This window comes from Dolichospermum sp. LEGE 00240, from assembly GCF_015207875.1.
Classification (GTDB): Bacteria; Cyanobacteriota; Cyanobacteriia; order Cyanobacteriales; family Nostocaceae; genus Dolichospermum; species Dolichospermum gracile.
The window spans coordinates 17,186-41,273 of sequence record NZ_JADEVZ010000034.1 but is presented as its reverse complement, the minus strand read 5'-3'; the positions used below and the strand labels follow the sequence as shown (position 1 = coordinate 41,273).

Here is a 24,088-nt window from a genome sequence, read left to right as displayed (position 1 = left end):
TTTAATTACGACAAGATCCCCGACTTCTCAAAGAAGTCGGGGATCTATATGATCTATCTTTTTCTTTTGTTATAATAAAGTAAATACAAAAATATAGCAGCCATGATTAGTAACTTTGTCAATAATAAAAAAGAATTATTTGACCGTTGGGCAAATAGTTATGATTGGGCATTTCCTTCTTTTATTTACCAAGCTATCCACAAAAGATTATTGACAAAAGTTGAATTACAACCAAATGCAAATATTCTAGATTTAGGTTGTGGGACTGGACGCTTATTAAATAGATTAGCAACACAATTTCCAGAAATCACAGCTACAGGTTTAGATTTATCTCCCCAAATGTTACGGGTAGCAAGACAAAATAACCGCCACCGTCCGCGATTAATTTATCTGGAAGGTAACGCTGAACATCTCCCCTTTGCTGAGGGACAATTTGATGCAGTTTTTAATACTATCAGCTTTTTGCATTATCCCCACCCAGAACAGGTTTTAAATGAGGTAGCAAGGGTACTTTCTCCTGGTGGTAAATTTTATTTAGTAGATATTACTTTTAATAACTCATCACCATGTCAAATTACCCCCCATTCTCCCACAGGAATTAGGTTTTACAGCAAAAAACAAAGAGAAGAAATGAGTAATAATGCTGGATTAACTTGTGTAGGTCACTATAATTTATTGGGGTTTGTATTATTAACGGTTTTTCAAAAATAATCCACGTAGGGTGCGTTAGCGACAGCGTAACGCACCATTTTAATATTTAAACAGAAATCAAATTTGATGAATTATTCACCTGTTGAGATAACCAACCATACAAACCTGTCAATCCTTCCCCTGTATTAGCAGAAACTTGGAAAATTTGTATTTTTGGGTTAACCTGTTTTGCATATTCAATACAGCGTTGAACATCAAACTGTATATAAGGTAATAAATCAATTTTTGTCAAAATCATAATCTCACTATTACGGAAAATATGAGGATATTTAATTGGTTTATCTTCCCCTTCCGTCACCGATAAAATTACCACCTTAGCCTGTTCTCCTAAGTCAAACAAAGCCGGACAAACCAAATTCCCGACATTTTCAATCATCACCACAGAATTAAGGGGAGGATTCAATTCTTGCAGCCCTTTTTCTATCATGGAAGCGTCTAAATGACAGCCTGTACCCGTGTTAATTTGTACGACTTTACAACCTGTTTGTTTAATCTTTTCCGCGTCATTAGTTGTTTCTTGATCACCTTCAATCACACTAATAGTTAATTTATCTTTTAAATCATTAATAGTCCGAGTTAATAATGTAGTTTTTCCCGCACCTGGAGAACTCATTAAATTTAAAGCCAGAATATTTCGACCTTTAAACCAGCCGCGATTTTGGGCAGCTAATAAGTTATTTTTACCTAAAATTTCCTGTTCTAAAGATATTGTCGTATTATGTATTTTAGCGTGAATTTGGGGCGTTTCTTGATGGTGATGAGTATGGGTAATTACAGTCCCATCTGGTAAGGTATGGGTATGATGATCTGCATTTTCCATATTTGTAATTCTCATTTGATTATCATCATTACAACCGCAAGTTACACACATAAATCCTCCACTTCAATTTCTTTGATTTTTAATTCTTCACCAGTTATTATATCTAATTGCACACTACCACATTGACAAATTCCAAAAGGTTTATCTATAGGAAAAGTTGCACTACATTGACGACATTTAGCTATCCCAGGTATTTCTAATATTTCTAATCTTGCCCCTTCGACTATTGTACCTTGGGAACAAATATCAAAACAGAATTTAATTGCATCTGGCATAATAGCTGATAATTGACCAATTTCTAATAATACTCTTTGGACTTTTTTATTTTGGGCATTTTCGCTAACTATAGCGATGATATTCTGAGTTATTCCTAGTTCGTGCATAGCATAATTTAAGAGACAACATTGTAGGTTGGGTTGACGTAAGGAAACCAAACATTTTAAACAATATTTTGTTAATTTGTTGGGTTGCGCTGTTGCTTAACCTAAACTATAATAATTTTTGTAATAGATTATAAATATCTGCCTTATCACCATCCTTTCTTAAACCTATACCAACTACTAAAACAACTACCTTATCATTTTCTACTTGATAAACTATACGGTAGCGTTGCCCTACAGCCCTAAGACTGCGATAATTTATTAGTTGTCCAGTTAAAGGTTTTCCCTGTTTTTCTGGTTCTATTTTTAGTTTATCAATTCGTGAACTTAGAGTTTTCTGGTGACGTTTATCTTTAATATTTGCTAACATCTCTAATGCTAAAGGTGTTAACTGAATTTCAAATTCAATATTATCAGTTTGTGGTTTTTCAAAGTCCGAGTTTGAGTTTTGCATCATGCCAATTAATAGTTTCTCCCCTGTGTGCTTGAGCTATACTTTCTTGTAACTGTTGGGTAAATTCTTTATCAGATAAAATTGCTAAAGTTTCTAATAAAGATTCATATTGCTCAAAACTAATAGCGGCCATAACCGGTTTACCATGTTTGGTAATAATTATTGGCTCTTGTTGTACATCATCTGGCAAATCTAAAATTTGCTGTTGTGCTTCTGTAATTGTGAGGTGTTTTAACATATTCTCTTCACAAATAAGTATTGTACATGATTATATCACTAATTCCTGCACCAGATCCCCAACTTCTGCTTTCATGATAGAAAATGTTGGGTTTCCTTACGTCAACCTGTCCTAAGATTAACATATTCTTGGGAGTTGGTCGCCGACTAGCATATCTATGATTCTTTCTGCACCAAATTTGGTTTTTAATAGGACTATTCCTGGTGGTGTGGGAATAATTTCACCTATGATAGATGCTTGTTTTCCTGTGGGGTGGTTTTTCATTGTTGCTAAAATTAAATCGGCTTTTTCTGGAGGGGCAATAATGACTAATTTTCCTTCGTTGGCTAAATATAATGGTTCTAAACCGAGTATTTCACAGACTCCATTTACTTCTTCTCGAATAGGAATTGCGTTTTCATTAATGCGTATTCCTAAGTTAGAAGTGAGGGCAAATTCATTTAATACTGTGGCTAAACCTCCTCTGGTTGCGTCTCGCATGGCGTGAATTTGGGGGCAAACTTTGATGATTTCAGCGACTAATTCATGTAATGGTTGACAGTCGCTTTCTATATCTGTTTCTAATGCTAATTCTCCTCTGGCAATTAATATTGCTGTGCCATGATTTCCGATTTCTCCATTAATAATTACTATGTCTCCCGGTTGAATGTTGCGAGGAGAAATATCAATTCCTGGGGGAATTATGCCAATTCCGGCAGTATTAATAAATAATTTATCGGCACAACCACGATTCACAACTTTGGTATCTCCTGTGACTATTTGTACTCCAGCTTTTTGGGCTGATTTCTGCATACTGGCAACTACACGGCGTAAGGTTTCCACTGGTAAACCTTCTTCTAAAATGACGCTACAAGTGAGATATAAAGGTTTTGCACCACTCACGGCTAAATCATTAATTGTGCCATTTATTGCTAGTTCTCCTATGTCTGAACCAGGGAAAAATAAGGGGTCTACTACATAAGAATCTGTGGTAAATGCTAGTCGCTTTCCATGTTGAGAAAGACTGGCTAAATCAAATGTGGCTTGGTCTTCTAATTGGGCAAGAATGGGATTATCAAAACTTTTCACAAATATATCGGCGATTAAATCTCTCATGGCTTTACCACCACTACCATGAGATAAATTAATATGAGTATCTCTCACTTTTCCTGCACGACGACGGACTTGTTCGATTTTTTGAAAGAGTAAATTTTGATTAGGGTTAATTGGCATTTTAAAATTGCTTTATAAGTATAATTTTTTCTTGTATGACAGGCAATATACCTGTCATTTTAATTAATTATCTACCTGTTTCTTCATGTCTACCATTGTGTTTATCGTAATGTAAAATGCCACCAACTGCCCAATCTTCCCGTTCAAATTCGTCAATATGTACGGTTATCCATTCGGGTTTTGTTCCTAAAGCAGAAACTAAAGCATCGGTTACAGCTTTAACTAATTTTCGCTTTTTTTCTATGGAGTGACCTTTACCAATTTGGACAGTAACAAAAGGCATATCATTTTCCTCAAATTGTGCAATTTAGATTGATAGTGGTTGGGACGATACACCTGATTTATCTCGTTTAGCCATAGTTGAAAGTCGCCCATATTTGTAATATGCTGCACAAGCACCTTCGGAGGAAACCATACAAGTTCCTATGGGTGTTTCTGGTGTGCAAGCTGTTCCAAATACTTGACATTGCCAAGGTTTTAAAACTCCTTTGAGAATTTCTCCACATTGACAAGCTTTATGATCTGCTACTTTTAAATTAGGAATTGTAAATTTAGCTTCAGCATCAAATTGGGCATATTCTGCGCGGATTTTGAAACCAGAATTGGGGATTTCTCCTAAACCACGCCATGCAAATTTTTCCCGCACTGCAAAAACTTGATTCATGGCTATTAAGGCGTTTTGATTTCCGCTAGGTTCTACCAAACGATTATATTGATTTTCGACTTGACAACGATTTTCTACTATTTGTTTTAATAACATCCAAATTGATTGGAAGATGTCTAATGGTTCAAAGCCAGAAATAACGATGGGTTTATGATATTCTTGGGCAATAAATTCATAGGGTTCTGTTCCTATTACCATACTTACATGACCTGGACCAACAAAACCATCAAGTTGTAAATCGGGATTTTCTAATAATGCTTGGAGGGCGGGAATTACTAACACATGATTAGAAAACATACTAAAGTTAGTAATATTTTCTGCGGCTGCCTGGAGGATGGTAAAAGCAGTGCTGGGGGCTGTAGTTTCAAAGCCTAAACCAAAGAAGATGATTTCTTTATGGGGGTTTTCTTTGGCTATTTTCAGACTATCTAAGGGTGAATAAACCATGCGAATATCCGCACCTTGGGCTTTAGCTTGCAATAAGCTAGTTTTTGCACCAGGTACGCGCATTGCGTCACCAAATGTGGTAAATATGACGTTGGGTAGTTGACAGAGGGCGATCGCATCATCTATTCTCCCTTTAGGCATGACGCAAACTGGACAACCAGGACCATGAATTAATTCTATATTATCGGGTAATATTTCTTCGATTCCATATTTAAAAATCGCATGGGTATGTCCTCCACATACTTCCATTATTTTTAAATGTCTGTCTATTTGTTGGCTGAGTTTTTTAATTTCTTTTTGTAAAGCAAGGGCTTTTTCTGGGTTACGAAATTCATCTACATATTTCATATCAATTTTAAATTTTTTTAGATTTTGGATTTTGGATTAATTACTTCACAAAACATAAATTGATTAGCTAGAATGTCATCATTTTGTTTTTCCAGTCCGTTTTAACGGACTTTTGCTATTAGCCTTGTACTTTAGTGCAAGGCGGCTATTTCTTGCAATAATTGTAATGTTTCTGCGGCTTCTTGTTCGTTGATTCTGTTCATGGCGAAACCAACGTGAACTAATACCCAATCTCCTATACAAGCTTCTGGTGGGTGTTGTTCGTCAACTATACAGGCTATATTTATTTGTCTTTTGACTCCTCCAATATTAACCATAGCTAGTTTATGTTCGGGGCTGGTTATTTCTATTATTTGTCCGGGTATTCCTAAACACATTTTAGTTTTCCTTTTTTAAGATTCCAGATCCCCAACTTATTTTATAATTTAATGAATAAATTATAACTTAATCTCAGAAGTCGGGGATCTTTTTATATATTTAGCGGCGGCAATTACACCTTGTCCTAATGATAAACCGCCATCATTTGTTGGTACTATACTATGAGTTAATACATTAATTTCTAATTTTTCTATTCGCATTTTTACCTGTTGTAATAGAATTTGGTTCTGAAATACACCTCCTGTTAATGCTACCTGATTAAATTCATGTTCTTGTCTAAGTTGTTGAACCATTGTTACAACAGTAATAGCTAAACTTTTATGAAATTTTGCAGCTATTTCTGATGAGGAGATGTGCTGTTTAATATCATTGAGGATTTCTCGCCATGCTGGAGATGTATTGATATAATAAATATTATCTGATTTTTTAAATTTAAAGGAATAATTCAGAATTTCTTCATCATTGTTTAAAATATTGACATCAGCTATTGTTTCCATTTCTATTGCTGCTTGTCCTTCATAACTACATTGTTCTCGACAAATACCTGTTGCGGCGGCAACTGCATCAAATAATCTGCCTACTGATGATGTTAAGGGCGAATTAATACCTTTCTCTATGATTTGATTGAGTAGTTTGGGGTTTTTATGTTCTAAAAATTTGATGATTTCTAAATCACTGTATTTTTTTTGAAGTTCTTCCCAAGTAAAAGCATTAATTAATTGAGAGTATGTATTTCTCCAAGGTTGATAAATTGCCTGTTTTCCTCCTATCATTGCCATTGGTGTAAATGTCGCCAATCTTTGAGAGTTACCATAATCTGCTAGTAAAAATTCTCCTCCCCACAGTGTACCATCTTCACCATATCCTAACCCATCAAAAGCTATGCCTAAAATGGGTTTTGTATTTAAGGGAATTTGATTTTCTGCCATACAGGCAGCAATATGGGCGTGATGATGTTGAATTTCTGCTAATTTAATGTTATTACTTTCTGTTAGTTCTTTGCCAAGTTTAGAAGACAAATACTCTGGATGCTTATCAATAGCAATTATTTCTGGTTGATGTTCAAATAAATTCAGATATAAATTCAATGTTTCTTGATAAGCATTAAAAGCAGCCGCATTTTCTAAATCTCCTAAATGTTGTGATAAAATTGCCTCACCTTCTCTTAACAAACAAAAGGTATTTTTTAACTCGCTACCCATTGCTAAAATATGCGGTACTTTTGCAAATCCTGGAGGTAAAACAATTGGTGCAGGTGCATATCCTCTAGCGCGTCTGAGAGTTTGAATTTGATTATCAATAACTCGCACTACAGAATCATCTACTCTATTAACAATATCACGATTATGTAAGAGGAAATAATCAGCTATTTCCGATAACTTATCTTTTGCATCTTCATTATCTATACATTGTGGTTCATCAGAAATATTACCACTAGTTAAAACTATTGGTACTTTCATTCTTCTGAGAATTAAATGATGTAATGGTGTATAAGGTAGCATAAAACCAAGAGTATTTTGTCCCGGTGCTAGGTCAGATGCTAATTTATGGTTATCTTTAATATTTAATAAAACTATTGGTGCTGCTGGACTTGTTAATAATTCTTTCTCTAAATCATTAATATAGCAATATTCAGAAATAATATTTATATCTCTTGCCATTAAAGCCAAAGGTTTATGATAACGAACTTTACGATTTCTGAGTTTTATAACTGCATTTTCTAAAGTTGCATCACAAGCTAAATGAAAACCTCCTAAACCCTTAATAGCAACAACTTCACCCTTTTGTAATAAAGTGCAAACAGCATCCACATCATCTAACATGGAAAACATATCAGATATCACAGGTTTACCGTCAGCCCTTTCTAACCATGCACGCGGTCCACATACAAAACAAGCCACAGGTTGGGCATGAAACCGACGATTTTCTACATCTTGATATTCCTTTTCACATTCCTGACATATTGAAAAATTCACCATACTAGTATTATTTCTATCGTAAGGAATAGCCCGAATAATACTCAGCCTTGGTCCACAATGAGTACAATTAGTAAAAGGATAACGAAAATAACGACTAAAAGGATCGAAAATATCCTTTTGACATTGATTACAAGTGGCAGCGTCAGGAGAAATTTCCGTCTTTACCACACTATTAATACTGCGAGAAATCACAAAATTATCAAAATCAAACTCACCCAAATATTGACTCCTAATTAACTCAGTAATTCTTGCCAAAGGAGGACATTCTTGATATAATTTATTGACAAACTCCGTTATTTCTTCCTCACTACCGGAAACACGAATTAACACCCCTTCCCCATCATTACAAACATCACCCTTCACCCCCAAAACCTTTGCCAAGCGATACACAGTAGGACGAAAACCCACACCTTGCACAGTCCCACAAACCCGAATTTCTTCAATCGGCATTTTTCTTCCTTTGCGCCTTTGCGTGAGATAATTAAAACTTGCAAATCAAAACACGATTATTCCCAGAATCAGCAACCACCGCAGTTTCCCCACAAACCTTAATTCCATAACACCAATTTAAACTTTGTCTTGTTGGTAGTCCAAAATTCCGATTTTCACTTTTATTTGTAAAGTTATCTTGTCCCATCACACCATCAGCATTTGCACCCTGCAATAATAAAATAGATGCTCGTTTTTTCCATCCTAGCAAACGAGAATTAGCTGTATCAGCAACTATTAACCAATCCTCCGCAACATCTACCCCATAAGGCATACTTAAACTACTGGCACTGGGGAAATAAACACCTTGATTTAATTCTACAAAATTGAAGTTTTTTTGTCCTAAAACCACCGCACAAGCAGTATTATTTTCTGTTGGTATTCCTTCCCAAATCATTACCCGGTTATTACCTGCATCAGCAACAACTAAATTATCATCCCAAAGGGTGATATCATGACACCAACGCATACTGGCGGCAGTGGGAGAACCACCCCCATTTTCATTGCGTGATATCATATCTGGTTGTCCCAAAACTATATCCGCAGGTTGTCCATTTTCTGTGGGTAATTGATTCCAAATTAATAACCGACGATTTCCGGTATCAGCGATAAATAATTTACCTTGATAAGAGAAAATACCATAAGGCCAATGTAAGGTATTTGCCGCAGGTTGTTGATTACCTCGATTTGGTTCATTATCAATAAAATTTGTTTGTCCTAATACTAAATCTGCGGAAATGTGACTATCTTTAGGAATATTATACCAGATTAAAATACGATGATTCCAGGCATCGGCAACCGCTAAACCATCACCACATTTACAAATACTAGTAGGTACACTAAATGTAGATTTTCCCGGTGTACCTTTGGCGTTTTGTCCTTCAGTATAAAAGTCAGGTTGTCCTATTATCCAGTCCGCAGGTTGATGATCTTTTGTGGGTAGATTTCGCCACCCTAATAAACGATGATGTCCTGTATCTGCTACCCATAATGGTCCTGTTGGTGATAATAAACAAGCTGCACGGGGTCCAAACATTGTTGTAGGAGTAGGTGCAAGGGGAATTACTAATTGTTCTGGTGTAATATTGTTTCCTAATATTATTTTTGCACCATGAGGGGAGAGATCTAAGCAGGGGATATCTTGTGTTTGCAATGTGGTTTCAGGAAGTAATATTTATTAATTATCCCAGTTTTTACTCTAGTGGTAAATCTGGAATAGTTCTATCAATTTCCTGCATTAGTCGCAAAGTTTCTGTTAAAACAATGACAATTTTTTAAACCTGTATAATTTCTTCGTTGCGGAGTTAATTTAGTTAGATGATATTTTTCCTTATATCTGGAATTTACCGAAAAGTTAAACGATAAAATCCATCCTTCGTTCACATATTTTTGCATAAGTAGGTGAACACAATAAAACCAATCTGTGTAAGGAAAAGTAAAATCCCCCAAACCCTCTTCACTATTGCCTCTTGCCTTGCCATAACGACGATTTTCAAGGCTAACCTACTTAACGGCAATTATGTTAGCTTGAAAACCAACATGAACCTGAGTTCGACATAAGATAATTTGTGGAAAACTGCCCCAAGTATGAGTCTCAAACCCTGATGATCTCGTTGAAAAAATCATAACTCCGTTCGCGTAGCGTCTCTGAACTCCGAACTCCTAACACCGAACTCAGGTAACATGAGGGTTGGGTTGCGCTGTCACTTAACCCAACTTACAGAAAATGGACAAGGCATTGCCACCATTGGTCAGTGTTTCTTTTTGGCCTGGTCTCTGTTGGTTTTTTTGCCGGTGTTCATGGCTAGTCTCAATCGCTCAATTACTTGTCTAGACCGAGTCTCCCATGTTGACCACTCCGAATACTACCCAATGAGTTATAATCAGCAGCAAGACTTTGAGCCATCTACTAAGGGTTGTAAATTTTACAATAAACCCGTAAATCGCCCATCATTTTGCAGAATTTTCAAAATCTGCTTAATTTCTTGGGTGCGATCCTTCTTAACTACCAGAGTAACATTGCGATCGCGCACAATTACCACATCCTCTAAACCAATCGTGACAATGACATCATCAGCATTAGAAGCATAAACAATTGATCCTTGGGTATCTAAACCCACATGAGTAGCAAGTTCTACATTAGGATTATCATCCTGCTTCAGCAAACGTTCAATAGCATTCCAATCACCCAGATCATCCCAACCAAATGCTACAGGCAAAACATAAGCTAGACTGGTTTTTTCCATCAAAGCATAATCTATACTTTTCTTAGGTAACTGGGGATAAATATCAGGACCATACTGTTCCAAAGGTTCCATAATTTCTGGTGCATGGGTGCGTAATTCTGACAAAACAACACCAGCTCGAAAAACAAACATCCCGCTATTCCAACTAAACCGTCCCGTTGACAAAAAAGTTTCCGCCGTTTCCCGGTCGGGCTTTTCAGTAAAACGGTTCACATGATACACTGGTAACTCATTGAAACTACTTATCTTTTCGCCTTGTTCAATATAACCATAGCCAGTGGATGGAAAATTAGGTTTAATCCCCAAAGTCACAATCGCTGCTTTCTTAGTCGCCAAATCCTGAGCAGCCGCTAAAGTTTCGGCAAATATCTCCGGGTCAGCAATCCAGTGGTCAGCAGGAAAAAAGCCAATAATCGCATCTTCCCCGTAACGCTTTTTAATTTCTAAACTTGTCCAAGCAACAGCCGCAGCAGTGTCCCGACCCTGGGACTCAATCAGTAAATTTGACTCTGGTAAATCAGGAAGTTGTTCTCGCACCCCTTGAGCAATGGGACTAGAAGTAATCACCCACAAATTTTCCCAACCACCGGACAGAACTAATAATCTATCAGCAGTTGCTTGTAGTAAACTTCTTGAGCTACCATCAAGGCTTAAAAATTGCTTAGGTCGGTCTAGTCGGCTCAAAGGCCAAAAACGCTCACCTTTACCACCAGCTAGAATCACAGGAAAAAATAAATTATTCATATTGGCATACATCGGTAATTCAGAACAATATACAGCAGAATTCACCGAGTCAGGAGTCAGGAGTCAGGAGTAAAAATGCCTGGGTATCTGCTGTAAGTGTACATTCATTCATTTTTAGATGATCTTCACTGATGAATTTTTTTGGTTGAGTATGTTGTAATTATCACTGATTGAAACTCTGAGGACAGCAATAAAAAAATATCCGATGAACTTTTCACAAAATCTAAAATTTCCATAACGAGTTTTAACTCGCAGTATTTGTAGCTTGTATTAACATACCTTTAAGGAGTGGTTGAGTGGGGAGAAAATTATGATTAAACAAATTCAATGGTCAGAAAATCAGGTAGTACCGCAACAAGTCCCAACTTCAGAACCGGAGGTAAAACAGCCCCCAGTTCAAATGTCGGAAAATCAGGTAGCAACCCAACCAGCACCAGCCGCCACTTCGCCGGTGAAACCAAAACCATCAGTTAACTCTTCTCGGAACGTAGTTGAATCCGTCGGTGCTATTCCCAACGAACTCTATGACCGCTTAGGCTTAACAGTTCCCCGCTGGTTATTGTGGGTCTTAACAATTGTTTTAGGGATAATTCTATCTGGATTACTAGCATCAAGTTTGGCACTATGGACCCCCCTCTGGAGCAATCTCGACCAAGGGAAAGATGATGAATTCAGTTCTAATAAACAAGACCAAATCAAAGTACCTGGGGACTTATGGACTAAACTTTCTCAGTACAAACTATCAAAACCCATGAATATTTTAATTATGGGCATTGAACCAGTTCCGGGTACTGTAGACGGTTCACCAGAAAGTTTTGCTGGTAAAAGCGACACCATGATGTTGGTGCGGCTTAATCCCAGTGATAAATCTATTCGCCTACTGTCTATTCCCAGAGGGACAATGATAGCTATTCCCGAACAGGGATTAACGAAGGTATCGGAAGCTAACGCCAAAGGTGGCCCAGTTTTAGCCGCCAGAGTAGTTAGTCGGAGTTTAGGTAATGCTCCCATAGATCGGTATATCCGCATTTCTACTAGCGGTTTTCGGGAATTAGTGGAACAGTTGGGTGGTGTGGATGTATTTGTCCCTCAAACTATGAATTATCAAGATCAGGCTGGTGGCTTTGCCGTGAATTTAGTCAGGGGTTGGCAAAACCTCAACGGTGAACAGGCAGAACAGTTTGCCCGTTTTCGTGAAGAGGGTACAGGCGATTTACCCAGAGTTCAGCGACAACAATCACTAATAAATGCTTTAATGCAACGCCTCAACAGTCCCACTGTTTTACCCAGGCTGCCCCAATTAACCCGCGTCATGCGAAAGTATTTTGACACGAACCTAAAAATGGAAGAAATGATGGCATTGGCGAATTTTTCCGTCAATGTAGACCGGGATAATTTCCAAATGTCCATGTTACCTGGTACATTTAGTAAATTCAGTCAAGATGCCAACAGCTACTGGTTGAACATGACCGGACAACAAACCTTATTAAATGATTATGTTGGGGTAGATATAACTGGCATTAAATCAGATACCAGACCGGTTTCTATTCAAAGAATTGCCGTGCAAAATACCACTAACCAACCTCAGTTAACGGAAAAAGTAGTTACTTATCTAAAACAGAAAGGTTTTACTAATGTTTATGTGGTCCCAGATTGGCCAGATACTCAACGCCAAACTCAGATTATTGTCCAAAAGGGCAGCCGACAACCAGGAATTGACTTGCGACAAGTTTTAGGTTTAGGACAAATCGAAGTTTCTGGCAATGGTGATTTGGAATCTGACCTCACAATTCGCATTGGTAAGGATTGGAAATAGGTAATAGGTAATAGGTAATTGGTAATATTTACTCTTGCCTCTTGCCTCTTGCCTCTTGCCTTCTACAAATTTAAAATTTATGAACAAGATTTTTTGCCGATTTTTGAGTTTAATATTGGTTTCTATTTTGGCAGGATTTTCGGTAATTACGAATCCTCAACCAGCTTTTGCTCAAATTAACACCATTAATTACAATAATGCCAGTTTGGAAAACCGTGACTTTTCCTATACTGATTTAGTTGGGGAAACCTTTGTGGCGGCAGAAATGCGGGGAGCAAATTTCCAAGGTGCAAATTTAACTAACGCAATTTTGACCAAAGGCGTTTTATTAAAAGCCAATTTAGAAGCTGCAAATTTAACAGGTGCTTTGGTTGATCGTGTTACCTTGGATAGTGCTAATCTAAGAAACGCTATTTTCACAGAAGCAACTTTAACCCGTAGCCGCTTTTATGATGCGGATATCACTGGTGCTGATTTCACGGACGCACTTATTGACCGTTATCAAGTATCCCTACTTTGTCAAAGGGCAAATGGTATTAATCCGGTAACTGGTATTTCTACCCGCGATAGTTTGGGTTGTCGTAAAAAAACTGACAACTAACAAACAAATAACAACTAAAAACTGACCACTGACTACTAATATTCGTGACACAACAACAAAAAAAAGCTGTTCATTCTTTCGCTCAAATTGCTCGTATTGTTGCCGCAGCAACATTGATTAGTAAGGTATTTGGTTTAATTAGACAGCAAATAATCGCTGCAGCTTTTGGTGTGGGTGCAGCTGCTACGGCTTATAGTTATGCCTATATTATCCCCGGGTTTATTTTAATTTTACTTGGTGGTGTCAACGGACCTTTACATAGTGCCATTGTCAGTGTTTTAGCTAAACATAAAAAGGAGGAAGCTGCACCTATTGTAGAAACAGTAACAACTCTTGTTGGTGGATTATTGCTGGTGGTGACATTTGCCCAGATTTTCCGCGCTGAGTATATTATTGATTTAGTTGGTCATGGCTTAGAGACAACTACAAGAGCGATCGCTATCCGTCAAATCCAAATTATGGCTCCTTTGACCTTATTTGCCGGTTTAATTGGCATTGGTTTTGGGACTTTAAATGCAGCTAATCAATATTGGTTATTATCCATTAGTCCTTTATTATCTAGTATTACTGTTATTATCGGCATTGCTATTTTAGCCTGGCAACACGGAAAAGAAATTATTAGTCCAGAATATGCTTTAACGGGTGGCATGGTGTTAGCTTGGGGGACTTTGGCAGGAGGAATTCTGCAATGGTTAGTACAGCTTATTGTGCAATGGCGCTTAGGATTAGGCAGATTACGCCTAAGATTTGACTTCAAATCTCCCGGTGTTCAAGAAGTAATTAAAATTATGACTCCAGCGACAATATCATCAGGAATGATGCAAATTAATGTCGCCACTGACCTTTATTTCGCTAGTCCTATTGTTGGTGCAGCCGCAGGTTTTAACTACGCAAATCTCTTAGTTCAAACTCCCTTGGGGATTATTTCTAACATTATTTTACTGCCTTTATTACCAATATTTGCCAAACTTTCTCACCCAGAGAATTGGGAACAATTAAAATTACGCATTCGTCAAGGACTTTTATTAACTGCCGTTACCATGCTACCTTTAGGGGCATTAATGGTATCCTTATCTGTGCCAATTGTCCAGTTAGTTTATCAACGGGGAGCATTTAAACAAGAAGCAACTCAGTTAGTATCTTCTCTATTAATGGCCTATGGAATTGGAATGTTTGTCTATCTAGGGCGTGATGTTTTGGTGAGAGTATTTTATGCTTTAGGTGATGGACAAACGCCTTTTAAAATTAGTATATTTAATATTTTTCTTAATGCTGTATTAGATTTAATATTAGTTGAACCTTTTGGTGCGCCTGGATTAGTTTTAGCTACAGTTGGAGTTAATTGTAGTTCCATGTTGATGTTGTTATTTTTGCTCAATCGCAAACTTAATGGCTTACCTTGGCAAGAATGGTGTGTACCAATTTTGGGGTTAACAGTTGGGAGTATAATTGCGGGTTTAGCCAGTTTTGGAACTTTGGTTGCTTCCCGACAGGTGTTAGGTAAACCAGTTTTAATTAGTTTACTCATAGAATTATCCATATCTGCTGTCGTGGGAATTGGGGTATTTGCGATAATTGCCTCCAGAATGAATATTCCCGAAGTAAATATTTTTGTAATGAAGATGCAGCAAAAGTTTTTGAAAAAAAATAACGGGTGAAAGAACTATAAAATCATTAAAGAAGTCGGGGATATTAATATTTTGTCCGGTTGACGAGTTTCCAACATCGCCAAAGCGTGTAAAGGAATATCTGTCTGGTTGTAGCGTGGGTTGCGGGTGATAAGTCGTCGGTGTTCGTTTCTCTTTGATCATAATTTATCACCCAGTTTAGTTAATTCTTTGGCTGTTATTTATCCTAATTCTAATCATCTTTATTTAATGCAATTAGATCAAGAATCAGATTATACAGTGTGGGAGATTGCCAAAAATCAAGACTATATTATTTTTACCAAAGATGCAGATTTTAATGAATTATCAATTCTGAGAGGTTTTCCGCCTAAAGTAATTTGGATTCGTTATGTAGGTTGGATTAATCAAATCCAACCTCTTCAAGAGATAGGAAATAATTACATTATATAAATTTCCTAAAACGTGATATCTGACAACTCTTTCACTGTTAACTGAATACTTGGATTTGGTAATAACGTATATCTCAGTTTTGTAGGGTGTGTTAGCGATCGCATAACGCACCTTTTTTGTACTGTTGCTAACCTACCCTATAGCTATAATTTCTCTCTCTGATAATACATTAGCCGAAAATATGACATAATTACAAATATAATTAGCCTTGAAAAAATTATCAATAATGACAGTAGTTAACTTACAAATTCCCTTTGAATCATTAATTGCGGCAATTTCATCTCTCAATTTACAAGAAAAACATCAACTTTTAGAAGATGAAGAAGATTTAATAGAACAAAATCCCCAAACTATCTCCGAAATTGCAGAAGCTCGTCAAGCTTATCAAAATGGCGACTATCAAACAATTCAAGAATATATTGCTAATCAGAATCCTCAAATCTCATGAGCTATGAAGTTATTATCCCCAAATCAGTGCAGAAACAACTGAAAAATTTACCACCAACCATAAATGAGCGAATTTCAGAGAAAATTTTATACTTTCCGCGCCAACCTACCTTATAAAATAGTGATATAATTAGAGCAAATAATTCTCTTGATAATACTATGTCCATCAACGTCATCAAAGAACATATTGAAATCACTCCTGGTATTTGTGGAGGAAAACCTCGCATTGCTGGACATCGGATTCGAGTTCAGGATATTGTGATTTGGCATGAACAAATGGGAATGTCTCCTGATGAAATTCTCTACCATTATCCTAGTATTACCTTATCTGATGTCTATGCCGCTTTAGCATACTATCATGATCATCGAGAAAAAATTAGGCAACAAATATCAGAATCAGAGGCTTTAATCCAAGAAATTCAAGCACAAACTCCTTCGATTCTGCAACAAAAACTGAAAAAACGCAATGATAGAGAGAATTAAATTTCATTTAGATGAAAGTGTTAGTAATGCGATCGCGTTAGGTTTACGTCGTCGAGAAATCAATGTTACTACAACTTCAGAAGCCGGATTAATTGGTGTATCAGACAGAGAACAAATTGCTTTTGCTTGATCTGAAAACCGGATCTTGATTACTCATGATGATGATTTTGTGATCCTTCATCGTAGCGGTATAACTCATGCAGGAATTACATATTGTGATCAGAAACGCCGTTCGATTGGTGAAATTTTAAATACTTTAATTCTGATTTGGGAAACACTTGAACCAGAAGATATGAAAAATCAACTTGAATTTTTGTAATTAAGCACCTTTTTTGTAGTTACTGGTGCTATTACCTAACCACAACTCACCCCAGATGAAATTTTTTTAGATTGAGCTAGTTATAGAATAAATTAGTACAATCCCAAACAATCCAGATTTGGATTATCAAGCAATTTTTGAATTGCTTCCACCCCAGAACGCAGTAGAGATTCAACTATTTGTGTTGGTGCATTTATACAGCGTAACCATATAACTTTAGGTAGAGAACCATACAAACGGCCTCTCTCTGCAAAATCTACATCTTGAGTAACGATACAAAAATCATTTATCTTAGCAAATTCCCAAATTTCAGTATCAGTTTTTTCTGCTAAATCATGAAGCTGAACATGACTAGAATCAAGAAAAATATGTGCTAATCGAGTTACTAATTTACGACTCAAATTTTGATCAAAAAGCAATTTCAAGCAGCACCTACCGTAGCAATTAAACGATGTTCACGGTCAGCAGCAAATTCTAGACAAGCTCTAATATCGTCTTCTGTTAATTCGGGAAAATCCTCTAATATCTCTGCATAAGACATACCAGATGCTAACCAACCTAAAATATCATAAACTGTGATTCTCATCCGGCGAATACAAGGTTTACCACCCCGCTTATCTGGCTCAATGGTAATAATATCTTGATAGCTCATATTATTTAATCTCTCTAACTTTATAGTATTTTAACATCTTTATTGACCTTGTTCAATTAACCAGCGAGTAACAGCCACACCTGTATTTTCATCTACCAAAAATCGCATCTAGGCATAAAAACTCTATGAAGTGTGAAAAGATACAATTGAGGCAAATTGGGAATGCTAAAGTTTCTTTACAAGAAACCAAAATCTACGGAAAATTGAACACAAGATAAATCGCAATTATGCCCCTAACAACCAATCTAGCAGGCAGAAAAACTCTCTTGCACGGGGAAAGTGGGGTAGAAACAACCAAGAGAGCGATCGCCTTTCTTTCATCAAAGCCATTTCACCAAAGCGCGATCGCTTTTTTGATTTGTGGAAGGCGATCGCACTATTTCTAAGTTTTCTATTTTTCCAAAATCCCTGGTATTATTTGTAACAATAATCAAATCGTTGGCTATGGCAATTCCTGCTATCAGAATATCAATATCGTCAATTGGCGTGCCTTTACTTCTTAAATTGGCATAAATATCAGCAGAAATTATGGCAGAGCTTGTAGTTAGAGGTAAAACCGTATTGTATGAAACAAATTCCTGAAAAGATGTGAGTTGTTTTTGCGCGTCACGATGTTTTAATCCACTGACAATTTCATAATAAGTGATGATGCTAATGTTAATTTTGTCATACTCTTTCAAATAGGCTTGAAAACGCTCGATAACTAGACTCTGATTACGGAAGAAAAAAGATAAAATGTTTGTGTCAATCAACGCTGGCTTCATCACTTCTTCTTCCTAAAAAGGCTTGGTGGCGGCGGGTGATTATTTCTTCATTGAAGTTAGCAAATACTTCATCTGACATATCATTCCAACATCCAGCAAACTGCATATTTTTATTAAATGAAGGTTGAGATACTTCTATACCTAAGCGAAAATAATGAATAAAATTATATAATTCTTCTAATTTATCTGGTGGAACAAGATTTATTTCCGTAATAACTTTTGTGCGTAGGTTGAAAGAATCCATAACAAGTTAATATAGATTGGTTGAGTGACAAATAAATTATATCTCACATTCCATTTATTTACAGGATGGCAACGGTCAAATGAACACTTTGTTGCGATCGCCCTACTTATCCCCAAGAGCGATCGCCTGTTTAGAGATAGTTGACATTTCCCTAACTCCCAATCGCATCACTAAAATAACTCCGATACAATTGACAACGCGGTTCTACTTCATTCCCCACCAGCTTGACCAAACCCATACTCTGTAACTGATAAGCTGATATTGTTTCTAATCTCACTGGTTCAGTAGCAGAAATCACTGTTGGCAATGCTGTAATTAGTTTTGGTTCTTCTCGCAAATTCAACCAAAATGATTAATATTGAGACGGATATAAACATCAGTAGAATGAGCGATCGCTAACCGCAACTTTTTCCAGTTGGGACGGCTTCTGGCCTTCTCATACCAAGAACGCAACAACCCAAAAAAATCTTCATAAACCTCAGGATAAGGGAAAAGTGTATCCACATCATCTAAGTATAAAACCAGAGGACTATCTGCTGCTGCCAAGACATACTCTTCTAAATAAGTTGTACAACTGACCTTTGCACCCATACCTTCTTCATTTTATTTGTCCACTTGACCCCATCGGTGAAGATCTTATTAATCGTATTAGTGGCACTTATAACCTTTTAGGAGGTCTAGATCGAAGACTAGTATATAGCCCAATAGACATCTCCCGAAATTAAATATGCGTATCCTAGAACCCTTGTAGAGGCGTTCCATGGAACGTCTCTACATTCTTTTTTGGAGATGTCTAATTAGTATCAGTTTTGGTAAAAATATACTTAGAGGCTCTACAGTCTTAGGAGCTTTTCGTACTTGGTTGCAAAAAATAAGAGATTAGAGGTTGACATCCATCGTTAATCATTGCATTATAATATACTAAATATTTTATTAGATATCCCAATTTTATGCCAAGTATTGAATCTGATGATAGACGGGAACATCGCATTAAAACAGAAATTCTTGTTGATGCGGACGACAAAGAAGAAAGGGCAATGGGTTGGTATTATTACTTAGACGATACTCTCAATTTTCCTTTTTTAGCCAAGTGGAAAAAAAAGAGTAGGAAGTCTTCAGTCGTGGAAGAAAAAGAAGTGGAAGTCCTGGGAATGGCTCCTGATGATGAATGTCTGAAAGATATGTTTGTGGAGGTGGGTTATCCAGGTGGTAAGGACGAGGATATTTTGACAGCCAAGTTGTCAGAAATTGAAGCTATAGATGCAGATGAAGACACCAAAGAAGCATTAGCGGATTGGCAATATTGGCTAGGGAGAGGGTATAAATTTTAATTAAGGTTTAAATCAAGGCTGAAAACAAACAGAGCAGATTTTGTTTCTTTGTTTATTGCCAAACTACAATGAAGACATATAGGAATCAACCCGGATTCCTATATAGTCAGGAATCAATTACCCGGACATAAATGGCCTGTGCTATTTCCCGATCTATGGTCATAGATAAATCACCACATTTAATCACAAAAGTCGGAAATTGCTGTTCTACAGTAATCGTCTTCCCTGTTTTAATGCCCCATTGATATCAGCTTTTTTCTAATAGTCTCATCTTGACTTTGGCAAACAGTAACAATGCCACAATCTCCAGAAGTGTTGAATGTTAAGATTTTGATGATCTTGTTCAAGTTGTGCATTGGCATTGGTGATACCAAATTTGAGCAGTTAATGACTGTATTCTCAATAAATAAGGGATTTTGCCTGGGTAAAACGCAAACATTGTCAAGTTTTATTGCAGGATTCAACACTTCTGCACAATCTCCTGATTTCAGCAATTCTAAAGAACAACCCATAATAGTAAAAGAAATAAACATTGTATTATCAAAATAAAAAGCGAAAATTGAAATGATGAAAGATGATAAACATCCTCCATCATTGTTAAAAATGAAAGGTAAAGCAAAAGCTTAATGGTGTCAACTTAATCTCAAATCCCTACCACATCTCGTTCCTAGTCTCTGACTAGGAATGCAGTTGATGAGGCTCTGCCTCTAATATCATTGAAGGCAGAGCCTTCTAAAATGCGTTCCCAGTCTCTGACTGGGAACGAGATGAACATCCTCCATCATTGTTAAAAATGAAAGGGTGTAGCAATGCTAAACCCCTACAGATATTTGTTATGATTTTCAGCCAGTAGGGTGCGTTGTCCCAAAGTGCAACGCACCATAATCTTAAACATCCGAAATATCCGACTCAGCAATTATTTTAATCTGGCAAATCTAATCTGATTTTCAGTAACTACGACAAAACTATCTACTAACTTTTCCTTATGCTGCTCTAATACCTGTTGTAAAATATAGATTTTATTTGCTGAACGTTCATTTTCCAAACGCAGAAGAATCACACCCCGGTGAGGGTATTTATCTCGATAAACTTTCTCGCCAAAATCTTTGTCACTAGTAATCAAAATCCAATTTTCATCAAAGGCCTTTTGAATAATTGTGTCATCATCTATTCCCCGTCCTTGTTCATAAACTGAGAAAACTTCATAATCTTGTTCACGTAACCAGCGAGCGACAGTCACACCTGTATTTTCATCTACTAAAAATCGCATCTAAGCAATCTCCGCAATTAAAGGCATGAAACTGGTACTTTCTAGAGAGCGAGATGCAAATAATAAACAAGCGCGAATATCTGCTTCTACTAAACCTTCATATTCTTCCAGAATTTCTGCGACTGTTGCACCATGTGCAAGGAGATTAAGAATATACTCGACGGTTAAGCGTGTACCCTTAATTGTCGGTTTTCCAGCCATTACTTTGGGATTTGTAGTAATACGATTCAGTATTTCTCGTTCTATCATATATTCTCAAGTGGTAAAGAGTATAGTAGTTAGATTTATTATAATAGCAAAATTTCTTACTGAAGTTAAGAAACTCAAAATATCTAACTAATTATCTTTTTACCCATCAATTAACCGCACATAAATAGCCCGTGCTATTTCCCGATCTATAGTCATAGATAAACCACCACATTTAATCACAAAAGTCGGAAATTGCTGTTCTACAGTAATCGTATTCCCTGTTTTAATGCCCATTAATATCAGCTTTTTTCTAATTGTCTCATCTTGACTTTGACAAACAGTAACTATGCCACAATCTCCTGATTTAAGTAACTCTAAAGAACAACCCATAACAGTAAAAGGAGTAAACATTTTATCATCAAAATAAAAAGGACAAAATTGAAATGATGAAAGATGATAAACATCCTCCATCATTGTAAAATTGAAAGAGTTAAGTAATGCTAAACACTAACAGATATTGTATTAAGCAAGATAAGGTTCTTGGTGGGTTTTGATTGTGCAGTTAGAACGAGGATAGCTAACACACAATAGAGCGAATCCTTTGCCCATTTGCTCATCATCTAGGAAGACTTGATCGTCTTGATTGATTTCACCTTCAACAATCTTACCTACACAGCTAGAACAAGAACCAGAGTGACAGGAGAAAGGTAATTCAACCCCAGCTTCTTCTGCTGCGTCTACAATGTTTGTTTCTTCATCACACTCAATTGTGGTGTCTATATTTTCTTTTTTGTTGATCAATCTTACTTGATAGGTTGCCATTTTCCAATTCTCCTCAAACGTGAATCAAGTGAGTTTTTGAGTTACAGCAACGGACAAGGAAGGTAGGACATTAACTAATGATAAATAAAAGACTTTTAGCACTGTCACCTGTCACCTATTCCCTGTCACCTGCTATATAACTATTGTCCGCAAGGTACACCAGTGGGAGTACCATCATTGGTTTTAAAAGACTTGCCACAACCGCAGGTATCAGTTGCATTGGGATTGGAAAACTTGAAACCGCTATCCATGACTCCCTCAACAAAATCAACTACCACACCTGCTAATAAAGGCGCACTTTTAGCATCAACGTAAATCAACACATTTCCTTGTTGAGATACGACATCATCAGGTTGGGGCTTACTGGTAATTTCGATGCCATACTCGTAGCCGCTGCAACCACCATCTTTAACCGAGATGCGGACACCCTTTTTAGCGTCTTCGGTTGCAGAACCTTTTAAAAATGCCCGCAGACGAAATTCAGCCTTTTCTGTTAAAGTAACAGTCATTTTGTTTCCTATTCTGTAGCGAATATTCTGATTTGGGATGTGGACTTTGCAAAAAGTGGTACTTTACACCGTTGCAGTTTGAGATTGAGAATATCTCCAAGGGGCTGTATTACCGCAGACTGGACAATTGCGATCGCGGTGAGAACGACGTTTAGCAAATTCCATTCTGTTCAAGTCAATCGTCAGCAACTCTGATAACAGCGGTTGACTAAAACCAGTAATGAGTTTCACTGCTTCCAGTGCCGTCAAACAAGCCAAAGTCCCAGAAACCGCCCCCAGCACGGAAAAACCGCGCCGATCCCAATCCGGCTTTTCTGGAAACAGACAGGATAAACAAGGCGTAACACCCGGAATAATCGTGGTCAGGTAAGCCTCCATTCCATCCATAGCCGCCTCTACCATCGGCTTGCGCCAGCGCACACAGGCTTCATTTAACAAATTGCGTTCCGTGAAATTATGAGCGCAATCCAAAGCCATATCCGCCGACTGCACCAACTCATCCACATTTTCTGCGGTAATGTAATCGTGAACCACGTCCACTTGGACATGAGGATTGATGGCTTTGAGGGTTTCTTGGGCTTTGAATACTCTAGGTTTACCCACCCAGTCATCAGTCATTAACACCTGACGATTCATATCATCCAGCCGCAAATCACCACCCCGGACTAGGATTAGCCGCCCAACGCCCGCTACTGCTAGGTAAAGCGCCGCCGTACCACCTAATCCACCCACACCTGACACCAAAACAGTCGCTGACTTCAGGCGCTTTTGAGCTAATTCGCCAAAATTAGGAAGCATCATTTGGCGACTATAGCGTTCCAATTCGGTAGGCGTTAGGTTGATCACTTTTTAACTCCTAATCTGAGGTGATTTCTGTCAGGGTGACTACATTTTTCCGCTTATCATTAAATACCTTGAACAGCTTTTGTTCATGGGGTGTGGATTCTATAAACACCTGATAAGCTTGCTGTAAAGCTGTGCAATATTTCTCTAATCTTTCCTCGTCACCTATCTGGGGATAAGTATCATCAATTTGACTCATGAACTGAGAAAACTTTTTCAAAATATGTAAACGATTGACATTTACAAATTTTTGGTCGTAAGGCAGATTAAAAAAGATAAAAAACTCTTCTGCATCTACGAGCTTTTTGAATTCATCAATATTGGTACTCATTTAGAATTCTCCATTTTTTTGAGTTGTTGCTTGAGTCCATCTAACTGACAATAGATTTCGTAAGTTGCAGCAGCAACATCCATAAGTTTGTGGTAGTCTGTGGGCAATCCTTCCGCTAAATCATGCAGATCCATTTTCATTTGACCTGCTTTACTATTTAGCTTTTTAATCTTGTTAGTGATTTCCTCAATTGTCATTGGTGATTATTGGTAATTAATAGAAATTCAATTGGCGGTTAGAAACCGCAGCTACACAGGCAAAACCTGCCTTCGCAGGTTA

At 37.2% G+C, this 24,088-nt stretch carries 35 protein-coding genes and 1 pseudogene; 11 read left to right on the top strand and 25 right to left on the bottom strand.

The genetic code is table 11. The features are described 5' to 3' along the window. Window positions 1–102: 102 nt before the first annotated feature. Entirely contained in the window at window positions 103–711 is a 609-nt protein-coding gene (locus IQ226_RS13140) for a class I SAM-dependent methyltransferase (RefSeq protein ID WP_193895982.1), read from the top strand. A gap of 46 nt (window positions 712–757) precedes the next feature. On the opposite strand, the gene hypB is transcribed toward IQ226_RS13140, so the two are convergent. The 11 genes from hypB to IQ226_RS13085 form a co-directional block, all read right to left on the bottom strand. Further along, entirely contained in the window at window positions 758–1,582 is an 825-nt protein-coding gene (gene hypB / locus IQ226_RS13135; RefSeq protein WP_193895980.1) for a hydrogenase nickel incorporation protein HypB, read from the bottom strand. After that, entirely contained in the window at window positions 1,573–1,914 is a 342-nt protein-coding gene (gene hypA, locus IQ226_RS13130) for a hydrogenase maturation nickel metallochaperone HypA (RefSeq protein ID WP_193895978.1), read from the bottom strand. Before hypA ends, hypB begins: the two co-directional genes overlap by 10 nt. Window positions 1,915–2,020: 106 nt before the next feature. Beyond that, the gene (locus IQ226_RS13125; protein ID WP_228039413.1) at window positions 2,021–2,368 is read right to left on the bottom strand and encodes a type II toxin-antitoxin system RelE/ParE family toxin; all 348 of its coding nucleotides are present in this window, start codon (window positions 2,366–2,368) and stop codon (window positions 2,021–2,023) included. Further along, window positions 2,340–2,603: a type II toxin-antitoxin system Phd/YefM family antitoxin gene (locus IQ226_RS13120; protein ID WP_193895976.1), complete on the bottom strand. Its 264-nt coding sequence runs from the start codon at window positions 2,601–2,603 to the stop codon at window positions 2,340–2,342. Before IQ226_RS13120 ends, IQ226_RS13125 begins: the two co-directional genes overlap by 29 nt. A gap of 117 nt (window positions 2,604–2,720) precedes the next feature. Next, entirely contained in the window at window positions 2,721–3,815 is a 1,095-nt protein-coding gene (hypE, locus tag IQ226_RS13115) for a hydrogenase expression/formation protein HypE (RefSeq protein ID WP_193895974.1), read from the bottom strand. Between the two features lie 67 nt (window positions 3,816–3,882). After that, complete coding sequence (locus tag IQ226_RS13110) at window positions 3,883–4,098, bottom strand: 4-oxalocrotonate tautomerase family protein (RefSeq protein ID WP_168464984.1); 216 nt, start codon at window positions 4,096–4,098, stop codon at window positions 3,883–3,885. 24 nt (window positions 4,099–4,122) lie between these two features. Then, window positions 4,123–5,274 carry a hydrogenase formation protein HypD gene (hypD, locus tag IQ226_RS13105; RefSeq protein WP_193895972.1) on the bottom strand — a complete coding sequence of 384 codons (1,152 nt, stop codon included), beginning with the start codon at window positions 5,272–5,274 and terminating at the stop codon, window positions 4,123–4,125. Window positions 5,275–5,405: 131 nt separating this feature from the next. After that, entirely contained in the window at window positions 5,406–5,651 is a 246-nt protein-coding gene (locus IQ226_RS13100) for a HypC/HybG/HupF family hydrogenase formation chaperone (protein ID WP_193895970.1), read from the bottom strand. 60 nt (window positions 5,652–5,711) lie between these two features. Beyond that, window positions 5,712–8,081: a carbamoyltransferase HypF gene (gene hypF / locus IQ226_RS13095; RefSeq protein WP_193895968.1), complete on the bottom strand. Its 2,370-nt coding sequence runs from the start codon at window positions 8,079–8,081 to the stop codon at window positions 5,712–5,714. A 31-nt stretch (window positions 8,082–8,112) separates the two neighbouring features. Further along, window positions 8,113–9,273, bottom strand: coding sequence for a hypothetical protein (locus IQ226_RS13090; RefSeq protein WP_193895966.1), 1,161 nt, complete (start codon window positions 9,271–9,273; stop codon window positions 8,113–8,115). A 772-nt stretch (window positions 9,274–10,045) separates the two neighbouring features. Then, complete coding sequence (locus tag IQ226_RS13085; protein ID WP_193895964.1) at window positions 10,046–11,110, bottom strand: mannose-1-phosphate guanylyltransferase; 1,065 nt, start codon at window positions 11,108–11,110, stop codon at window positions 10,046–10,048. Between the two features lie 310 nt (window positions 11,111–11,420). Here IQ226_RS13085 and IQ226_RS13080 point away from each other — a divergent pair, with 310 nt between their 5' ends. The 8 genes from IQ226_RS13080 to IQ226_RS25135 all read left to right on the top strand — a co-directional run bounded on the left by IQ226_RS13080 (window position 11,421) and on the right by IQ226_RS25135 (window position 16,854). Beyond that, a complete protein-coding gene (locus tag IQ226_RS13080) occupies window positions 11,421–12,926 on the top strand; it encodes an LCP family protein (RefSeq protein WP_193895962.1) in 1,506 nt (501 codons plus the stop codon). A 79-nt stretch (window positions 12,927–13,005) separates the two neighbouring features. Continuing rightward, window positions 13,006–13,527, top strand: a complete 522-nt coding sequence (locus IQ226_RS13075) for a pentapeptide repeat-containing protein (RefSeq protein WP_193895960.1) — start codon at window positions 13,006–13,008, stop codon at window positions 13,525–13,527. Window positions 13,528–13,571: 44 nt separating this feature from the next. Further along, window positions 13,572–15,185: a murein biosynthesis integral membrane protein MurJ gene (murJ, locus tag IQ226_RS13070; RefSeq protein WP_193895958.1), complete on the top strand. Its 1,614-nt coding sequence runs from the start codon at window positions 13,572–13,574 to the stop codon at window positions 15,183–15,185. A gap of 117 nt (window positions 15,186–15,302) precedes the next feature. After that, on the top strand, window positions 15,303–15,605 hold the full coding sequence (locus tag IQ226_RS13065) for a DUF5615 family PIN-like protein (protein ID WP_370567135.1): 303 nt from the start codon (window positions 15,303–15,305) through the stop codon (window positions 15,603–15,605). A gap of 226 nt (window positions 15,606–15,831) precedes the next feature. After that, the gene (locus IQ226_RS13060) at window positions 15,832–16,053 is read left to right on the top strand and encodes a hypothetical protein (protein ID WP_193895956.1); all 222 of its coding nucleotides are present in this window, start codon (window positions 15,832–15,834) and stop codon (window positions 16,051–16,053) included. Between the two features lie 158 nt (window positions 16,054–16,211). Then, complete coding sequence (locus IQ226_RS13055) at window positions 16,212–16,535, top strand: DUF433 domain-containing protein (protein WP_193895954.1); 324 nt, start codon at window positions 16,212–16,214, stop codon at window positions 16,533–16,535. After that, window positions 16,519–16,665 (top strand): DUF5615 family PIN-like protein, encoded by a 147-nt coding sequence (locus tag IQ226_RS25140; protein WP_228039412.1) that lies wholly within the window; start codon window positions 16,519–16,521, stop codon window positions 16,663–16,665. Before IQ226_RS13055 ends, IQ226_RS25140 begins: the two co-directional genes overlap by 17 nt. Before the next feature lie 15 nt (window positions 16,666–16,680). Further along, window positions 16,681–16,854, top strand: coding sequence for a hypothetical protein (locus IQ226_RS25135; protein WP_228039411.1), 174 nt, complete (start codon window positions 16,681–16,683; stop codon window positions 16,852–16,854). A gap of 92 nt (window positions 16,855–16,946) precedes the next feature. On the opposite strand, the gene IQ226_RS13045 is transcribed toward IQ226_RS25135, so the two are convergent. From IQ226_RS13045 to IQ226_RS13025, 5 genes and pseudogenes are all read right to left on the bottom strand, one after another. After that, window positions 16,947–17,279 carry a DUF5615 family PIN-like protein gene (locus IQ226_RS13045; protein WP_039200979.1) on the bottom strand — a complete coding sequence of 111 codons (333 nt, stop codon included), beginning with the start codon at window positions 17,277–17,279 and terminating at the stop codon, window positions 16,947–16,949. Further along, window positions 17,276–17,506, bottom strand: a complete 231-nt coding sequence (locus tag IQ226_RS13040; protein WP_039200981.1) for a DUF433 domain-containing protein — start codon at window positions 17,504–17,506, stop codon at window positions 17,276–17,278. The genes IQ226_RS13045 and IQ226_RS13040 overlap by 4 nt, the downstream gene beginning before the upstream one ends. A gap of 320 nt (window positions 17,507–17,826) precedes the next feature. Further along, window positions 17,827–18,270 (bottom strand): type II toxin-antitoxin system VapC family toxin, encoded by a 444-nt coding sequence (locus IQ226_RS13035; protein WP_193895952.1) that lies wholly within the window; start codon window positions 18,268–18,270, stop codon window positions 17,827–17,829. Then, a complete protein-coding gene (locus IQ226_RS13030; protein ID WP_193895950.1) occupies window positions 18,251–18,514 on the bottom strand; it encodes a hypothetical protein in 264 nt (87 codons plus the stop codon). The genes IQ226_RS13035 and IQ226_RS13030 overlap by 20 nt, the downstream gene beginning before the upstream one ends. Before the next feature lie 151 nt (window positions 18,515–18,665). Next, window positions 18,666–19,117 (bottom strand): annotated as a pseudogene (locus IQ226_RS13025) (AAA-like domain-containing protein); the annotation flags it as partial. A gap of 347 nt (window positions 19,118–19,464) precedes the next feature. On the opposite strand from IQ226_RS13025, the gene IQ226_RS13020 reads away from it, so the two are divergent. Next, entirely contained in the window at window positions 19,465–19,845 is a 381-nt protein-coding gene (locus IQ226_RS13020; RefSeq protein ID WP_193895948.1) for a calcium-binding protein, read from the top strand. A gap of 106 nt (window positions 19,846–19,951) precedes the next feature. Here IQ226_RS13020 and IQ226_RS25945 read toward each other — a convergent pair whose 3' ends face one another. Next, a complete protein-coding gene (locus tag IQ226_RS25945) occupies window positions 19,952–20,032 on the bottom strand; it encodes a hypothetical protein (RefSeq protein WP_370567137.1) in 81 nt (26 codons plus the stop codon). A 107-nt stretch (window positions 20,033–20,139) separates the two neighbouring features. On the opposite strand from IQ226_RS25945, the gene IQ226_RS13010 reads away from it, so the two are divergent. Then, the gene (locus IQ226_RS13010; protein ID WP_193896014.1) at window positions 20,140–20,394 is read left to right on the top strand and encodes a hypothetical protein; all 255 of its coding nucleotides are present in this window, start codon (window positions 20,140–20,142) and stop codon (window positions 20,392–20,394) included. A 367-nt stretch (window positions 20,395–20,761) separates the two neighbouring features. Here the strand turns inward: IQ226_RS13010 and IQ226_RS13005 are convergent, their stop codons facing one another. The 8 genes from IQ226_RS13005 to IQ226_RS12970 form a co-directional block, all read right to left on the bottom strand. Continuing rightward, window positions 20,762–21,115, bottom strand: a complete 354-nt coding sequence (locus tag IQ226_RS13005; protein ID WP_028089546.1) for a DUF5615 family PIN-like protein — start codon at window positions 21,113–21,115, stop codon at window positions 20,762–20,764. Further along, window positions 21,116–21,364: a DUF433 domain-containing protein gene (locus tag IQ226_RS13000; protein WP_168636820.1), complete on the bottom strand. Its 249-nt coding sequence runs from the start codon at window positions 21,362–21,364 to the stop codon at window positions 21,116–21,118. Between the two features lie 99 nt (window positions 21,365–21,463). Next, window positions 21,464–21,715 (bottom strand): FeoA family protein, encoded by a 252-nt coding sequence (locus IQ226_RS12995; protein WP_193895946.1) that lies wholly within the window; start codon window positions 21,713–21,715, stop codon window positions 21,464–21,466. 111 nt (window positions 21,716–21,826) lie between these two features. Continuing rightward, window positions 21,827–22,126: a 2Fe-2S iron-sulfur cluster-binding protein gene (locus tag IQ226_RS12990; RefSeq protein WP_168644125.1), complete on the bottom strand. Its 300-nt coding sequence runs from the start codon at window positions 22,124–22,126 to the stop codon at window positions 21,827–21,829. Between the two features lie 140 nt (window positions 22,127–22,266). Beyond that, window positions 22,267–22,635, bottom strand: coding sequence for an iron-sulfur cluster assembly accessory protein (locus IQ226_RS12985; RefSeq protein ID WP_096665208.1), 369 nt, complete (start codon window positions 22,633–22,635; stop codon window positions 22,267–22,269). A gap of 63 nt (window positions 22,636–22,698) precedes the next feature. Continuing rightward, window positions 22,699–23,481, bottom strand: a complete 783-nt coding sequence (locus IQ226_RS12980) for a HesA/MoeB/ThiF family protein (protein ID WP_193895944.1) — start codon at window positions 23,479–23,481, stop codon at window positions 22,699–22,701. Window positions 23,482–23,491: 10 nt separating this feature from the next. Continuing rightward, window positions 23,492–23,809 carry a nitrogenase-stabilizing/protective protein NifW gene (nifW, locus tag IQ226_RS12975; RefSeq protein WP_193895942.1) on the bottom strand — a complete coding sequence of 106 codons (318 nt, stop codon included), beginning with the start codon at window positions 23,807–23,809 and terminating at the stop codon, window positions 23,492–23,494. Then, window positions 23,806–24,006 (bottom strand): CCE_0567 family metalloprotein, encoded by a 201-nt coding sequence (locus IQ226_RS12970; protein WP_193895940.1) that lies wholly within the window; start codon window positions 24,004–24,006, stop codon window positions 23,806–23,808. Before IQ226_RS12970 ends, nifW begins: the two co-directional genes overlap by 4 nt. Window positions 24,007–24,088: the final 82 nt, after the last annotated feature.

What these genes read in the sequence shown, in the direction of transcription:
- IQ226_RS13000 (WP_168636820.1), bottom strand. Translation starts at nt 21,364, where the DNA reads ATGATAGAACGAGAAATACTGAATCGTATTACTACAAATCCCAAAGTA.
- IQ226_RS13035 (WP_193895952.1), bottom strand. Translation starts at nt 18,270, where the DNA reads ATGAAGCCAGCGTTGATTGACACAAACATTTTATCTTTTTTCTTCCGT.
- IQ226_RS12970 (WP_193895940.1), bottom strand. Translation starts at nt 24,006, where the DNA reads ATGACAATTGAGGAAATCACTAACAAGATTAAAAAGCTAAATAGTAAA.
- IQ226_RS12990 (WP_168644125.1), bottom strand. Translation starts at nt 22,126, where the DNA reads ATGGCAACCTATCAAGTAAGATTGATCAACAAAAAAGAAAATATAGAC.
- IQ226_RS12995 (WP_193895946.1), bottom strand. Translation starts at nt 21,715, where the DNA reads ATGTTTACTCCTTTTACTGTTATGGGTTGTTCTTTAGAGTTACTTAAA.
- IQ226_RS13125 (WP_228039413.1), bottom strand. Translation starts at nt 2,368, where the DNA reads ATGATGCAAAACTCAAACTCGGACTTTGAAAAACCACAAACTGATAAT.
- IQ226_RS13005 (WP_028089546.1), bottom strand. Translation starts at nt 21,115, where the DNA reads ATGCGATTTTTAGTAGATGAAAATACAGGTGTGACTGTCGCTCGCTGG.
- IQ226_RS13060 (WP_193895956.1), top strand. Translation starts at nt 15,832, where the DNA reads ATGACAGTAGTTAACTTACAAATTCCCTTTGAATCATTAATTGCGGCA.
- IQ226_RS13055 (WP_193895954.1), top strand. Translation starts at nt 16,212, where the DNA reads ATGTCCATCAACGTCATCAAAGAACATATTGAAATCACTCCTGGTATT.
- hypE (WP_193895974.1), bottom strand. Translation starts at nt 3,815, where the DNA reads ATGCCAATTAACCCTAATCAAAATTTACTCTTTCAAAAAATCGAACAA.
- IQ226_RS13020 (WP_193895948.1), top strand. Translation starts at nt 19,465, where the DNA reads ATGCCAAGTATTGAATCTGATGATAGACGGGAACATCGCATTAAAACA.
- IQ226_RS13110 (WP_168464984.1), bottom strand. Translation starts at nt 4,098, where the DNA reads ATGCCTTTTGTTACTGTCCAAATTGGTAAAGGTCACTCCATAGAAAAA.
- nifW (WP_193895942.1), bottom strand. Translation starts at nt 23,809, where the DNA reads ATGAGTACCAATATTGATGAATTCAAAAAGCTCGTAGATGCAGAAGAG.
- IQ226_RS13075 (WP_193895960.1), top strand. Translation starts at nt 13,006, where the DNA reads ATGAACAAGATTTTTTGCCGATTTTTGAGTTTAATATTGGTTTCTATT.
- IQ226_RS13120 (WP_193895976.1), bottom strand. Translation starts at nt 2,603, where the DNA reads ATGTTAAAACACCTCACAATTACAGAAGCACAACAGCAAATTTTAGAT.
- IQ226_RS13140 (WP_193895982.1), top strand. Translation starts at nt 103, where the DNA reads ATGATTAGTAACTTTGTCAATAATAAAAAAGAATTATTTGACCGTTGG.
- hypF (WP_193895968.1), bottom strand. Translation starts at nt 8,081, where the DNA reads ATGCCGATTGAAGAAATTCGGGTTTGTGGGACTGTGCAAGGTGTGGGT.
- IQ226_RS13010 (WP_193896014.1), top strand. Translation starts at nt 20,140, where the DNA reads ATGCCACAATCTCCAGAAGTGTTGAATGTTAAGATTTTGATGATCTTG.
- IQ226_RS13030 (WP_193895950.1), bottom strand. Translation starts at nt 18,514, where the DNA reads ATGGATTCTTTCAACCTACGCACAAAAGTTATTACGGAAATAAATCTT.
- IQ226_RS13085 (WP_193895964.1), bottom strand. Translation starts at nt 11,110, where the DNA reads ATGAATAATTTATTTTTTCCTGTGATTCTAGCTGGTGGTAAAGGTGAG.
- hypD (WP_193895972.1), bottom strand. Translation starts at nt 5,274, where the DNA reads ATGAAATATGTAGATGAATTTCGTAACCCAGAAAAAGCCCTTGCTTTA.
- IQ226_RS13040 (WP_039200981.1), bottom strand. Translation starts at nt 17,506, where the DNA reads ATGAGCTATCAAGATATTATTACCATTGAGCCAGATAAGCGGGGTGGT.
- hypA (WP_193895978.1), bottom strand. Translation starts at nt 1,914, where the DNA reads ATGCACGAACTAGGAATAACTCAGAATATCATCGCTATAGTTAGCGAA.
- IQ226_RS13100 (WP_193895970.1), bottom strand. Translation starts at nt 5,651, where the DNA reads ATGTGTTTAGGAATACCCGGACAAATAATAGAAATAACCAGCCCCGAA.
- hypB (WP_193895980.1), bottom strand. Translation starts at nt 1,582, where the DNA reads ATGTGTGTAACTTGCGGTTGTAATGATGATAATCAAATGAGAATTACA.
- IQ226_RS13080 (WP_193895962.1), top strand. Translation starts at nt 11,421, where the DNA reads ATGATTAAACAAATTCAATGGTCAGAAAATCAGGTAGTACCGCAACAA.
- IQ226_RS25140 (WP_228039412.1), top strand. Translation starts at nt 16,519, where the DNA reads ATGATAGAGAGAATTAAATTTCATTTAGATGAAAGTGTTAGTAATGCG.
- IQ226_RS12985 (WP_096665208.1), bottom strand. Translation starts at nt 22,635, where the DNA reads ATGACTGTTACTTTAACAGAAAAGGCTGAATTTCGTCTGCGGGCATTT.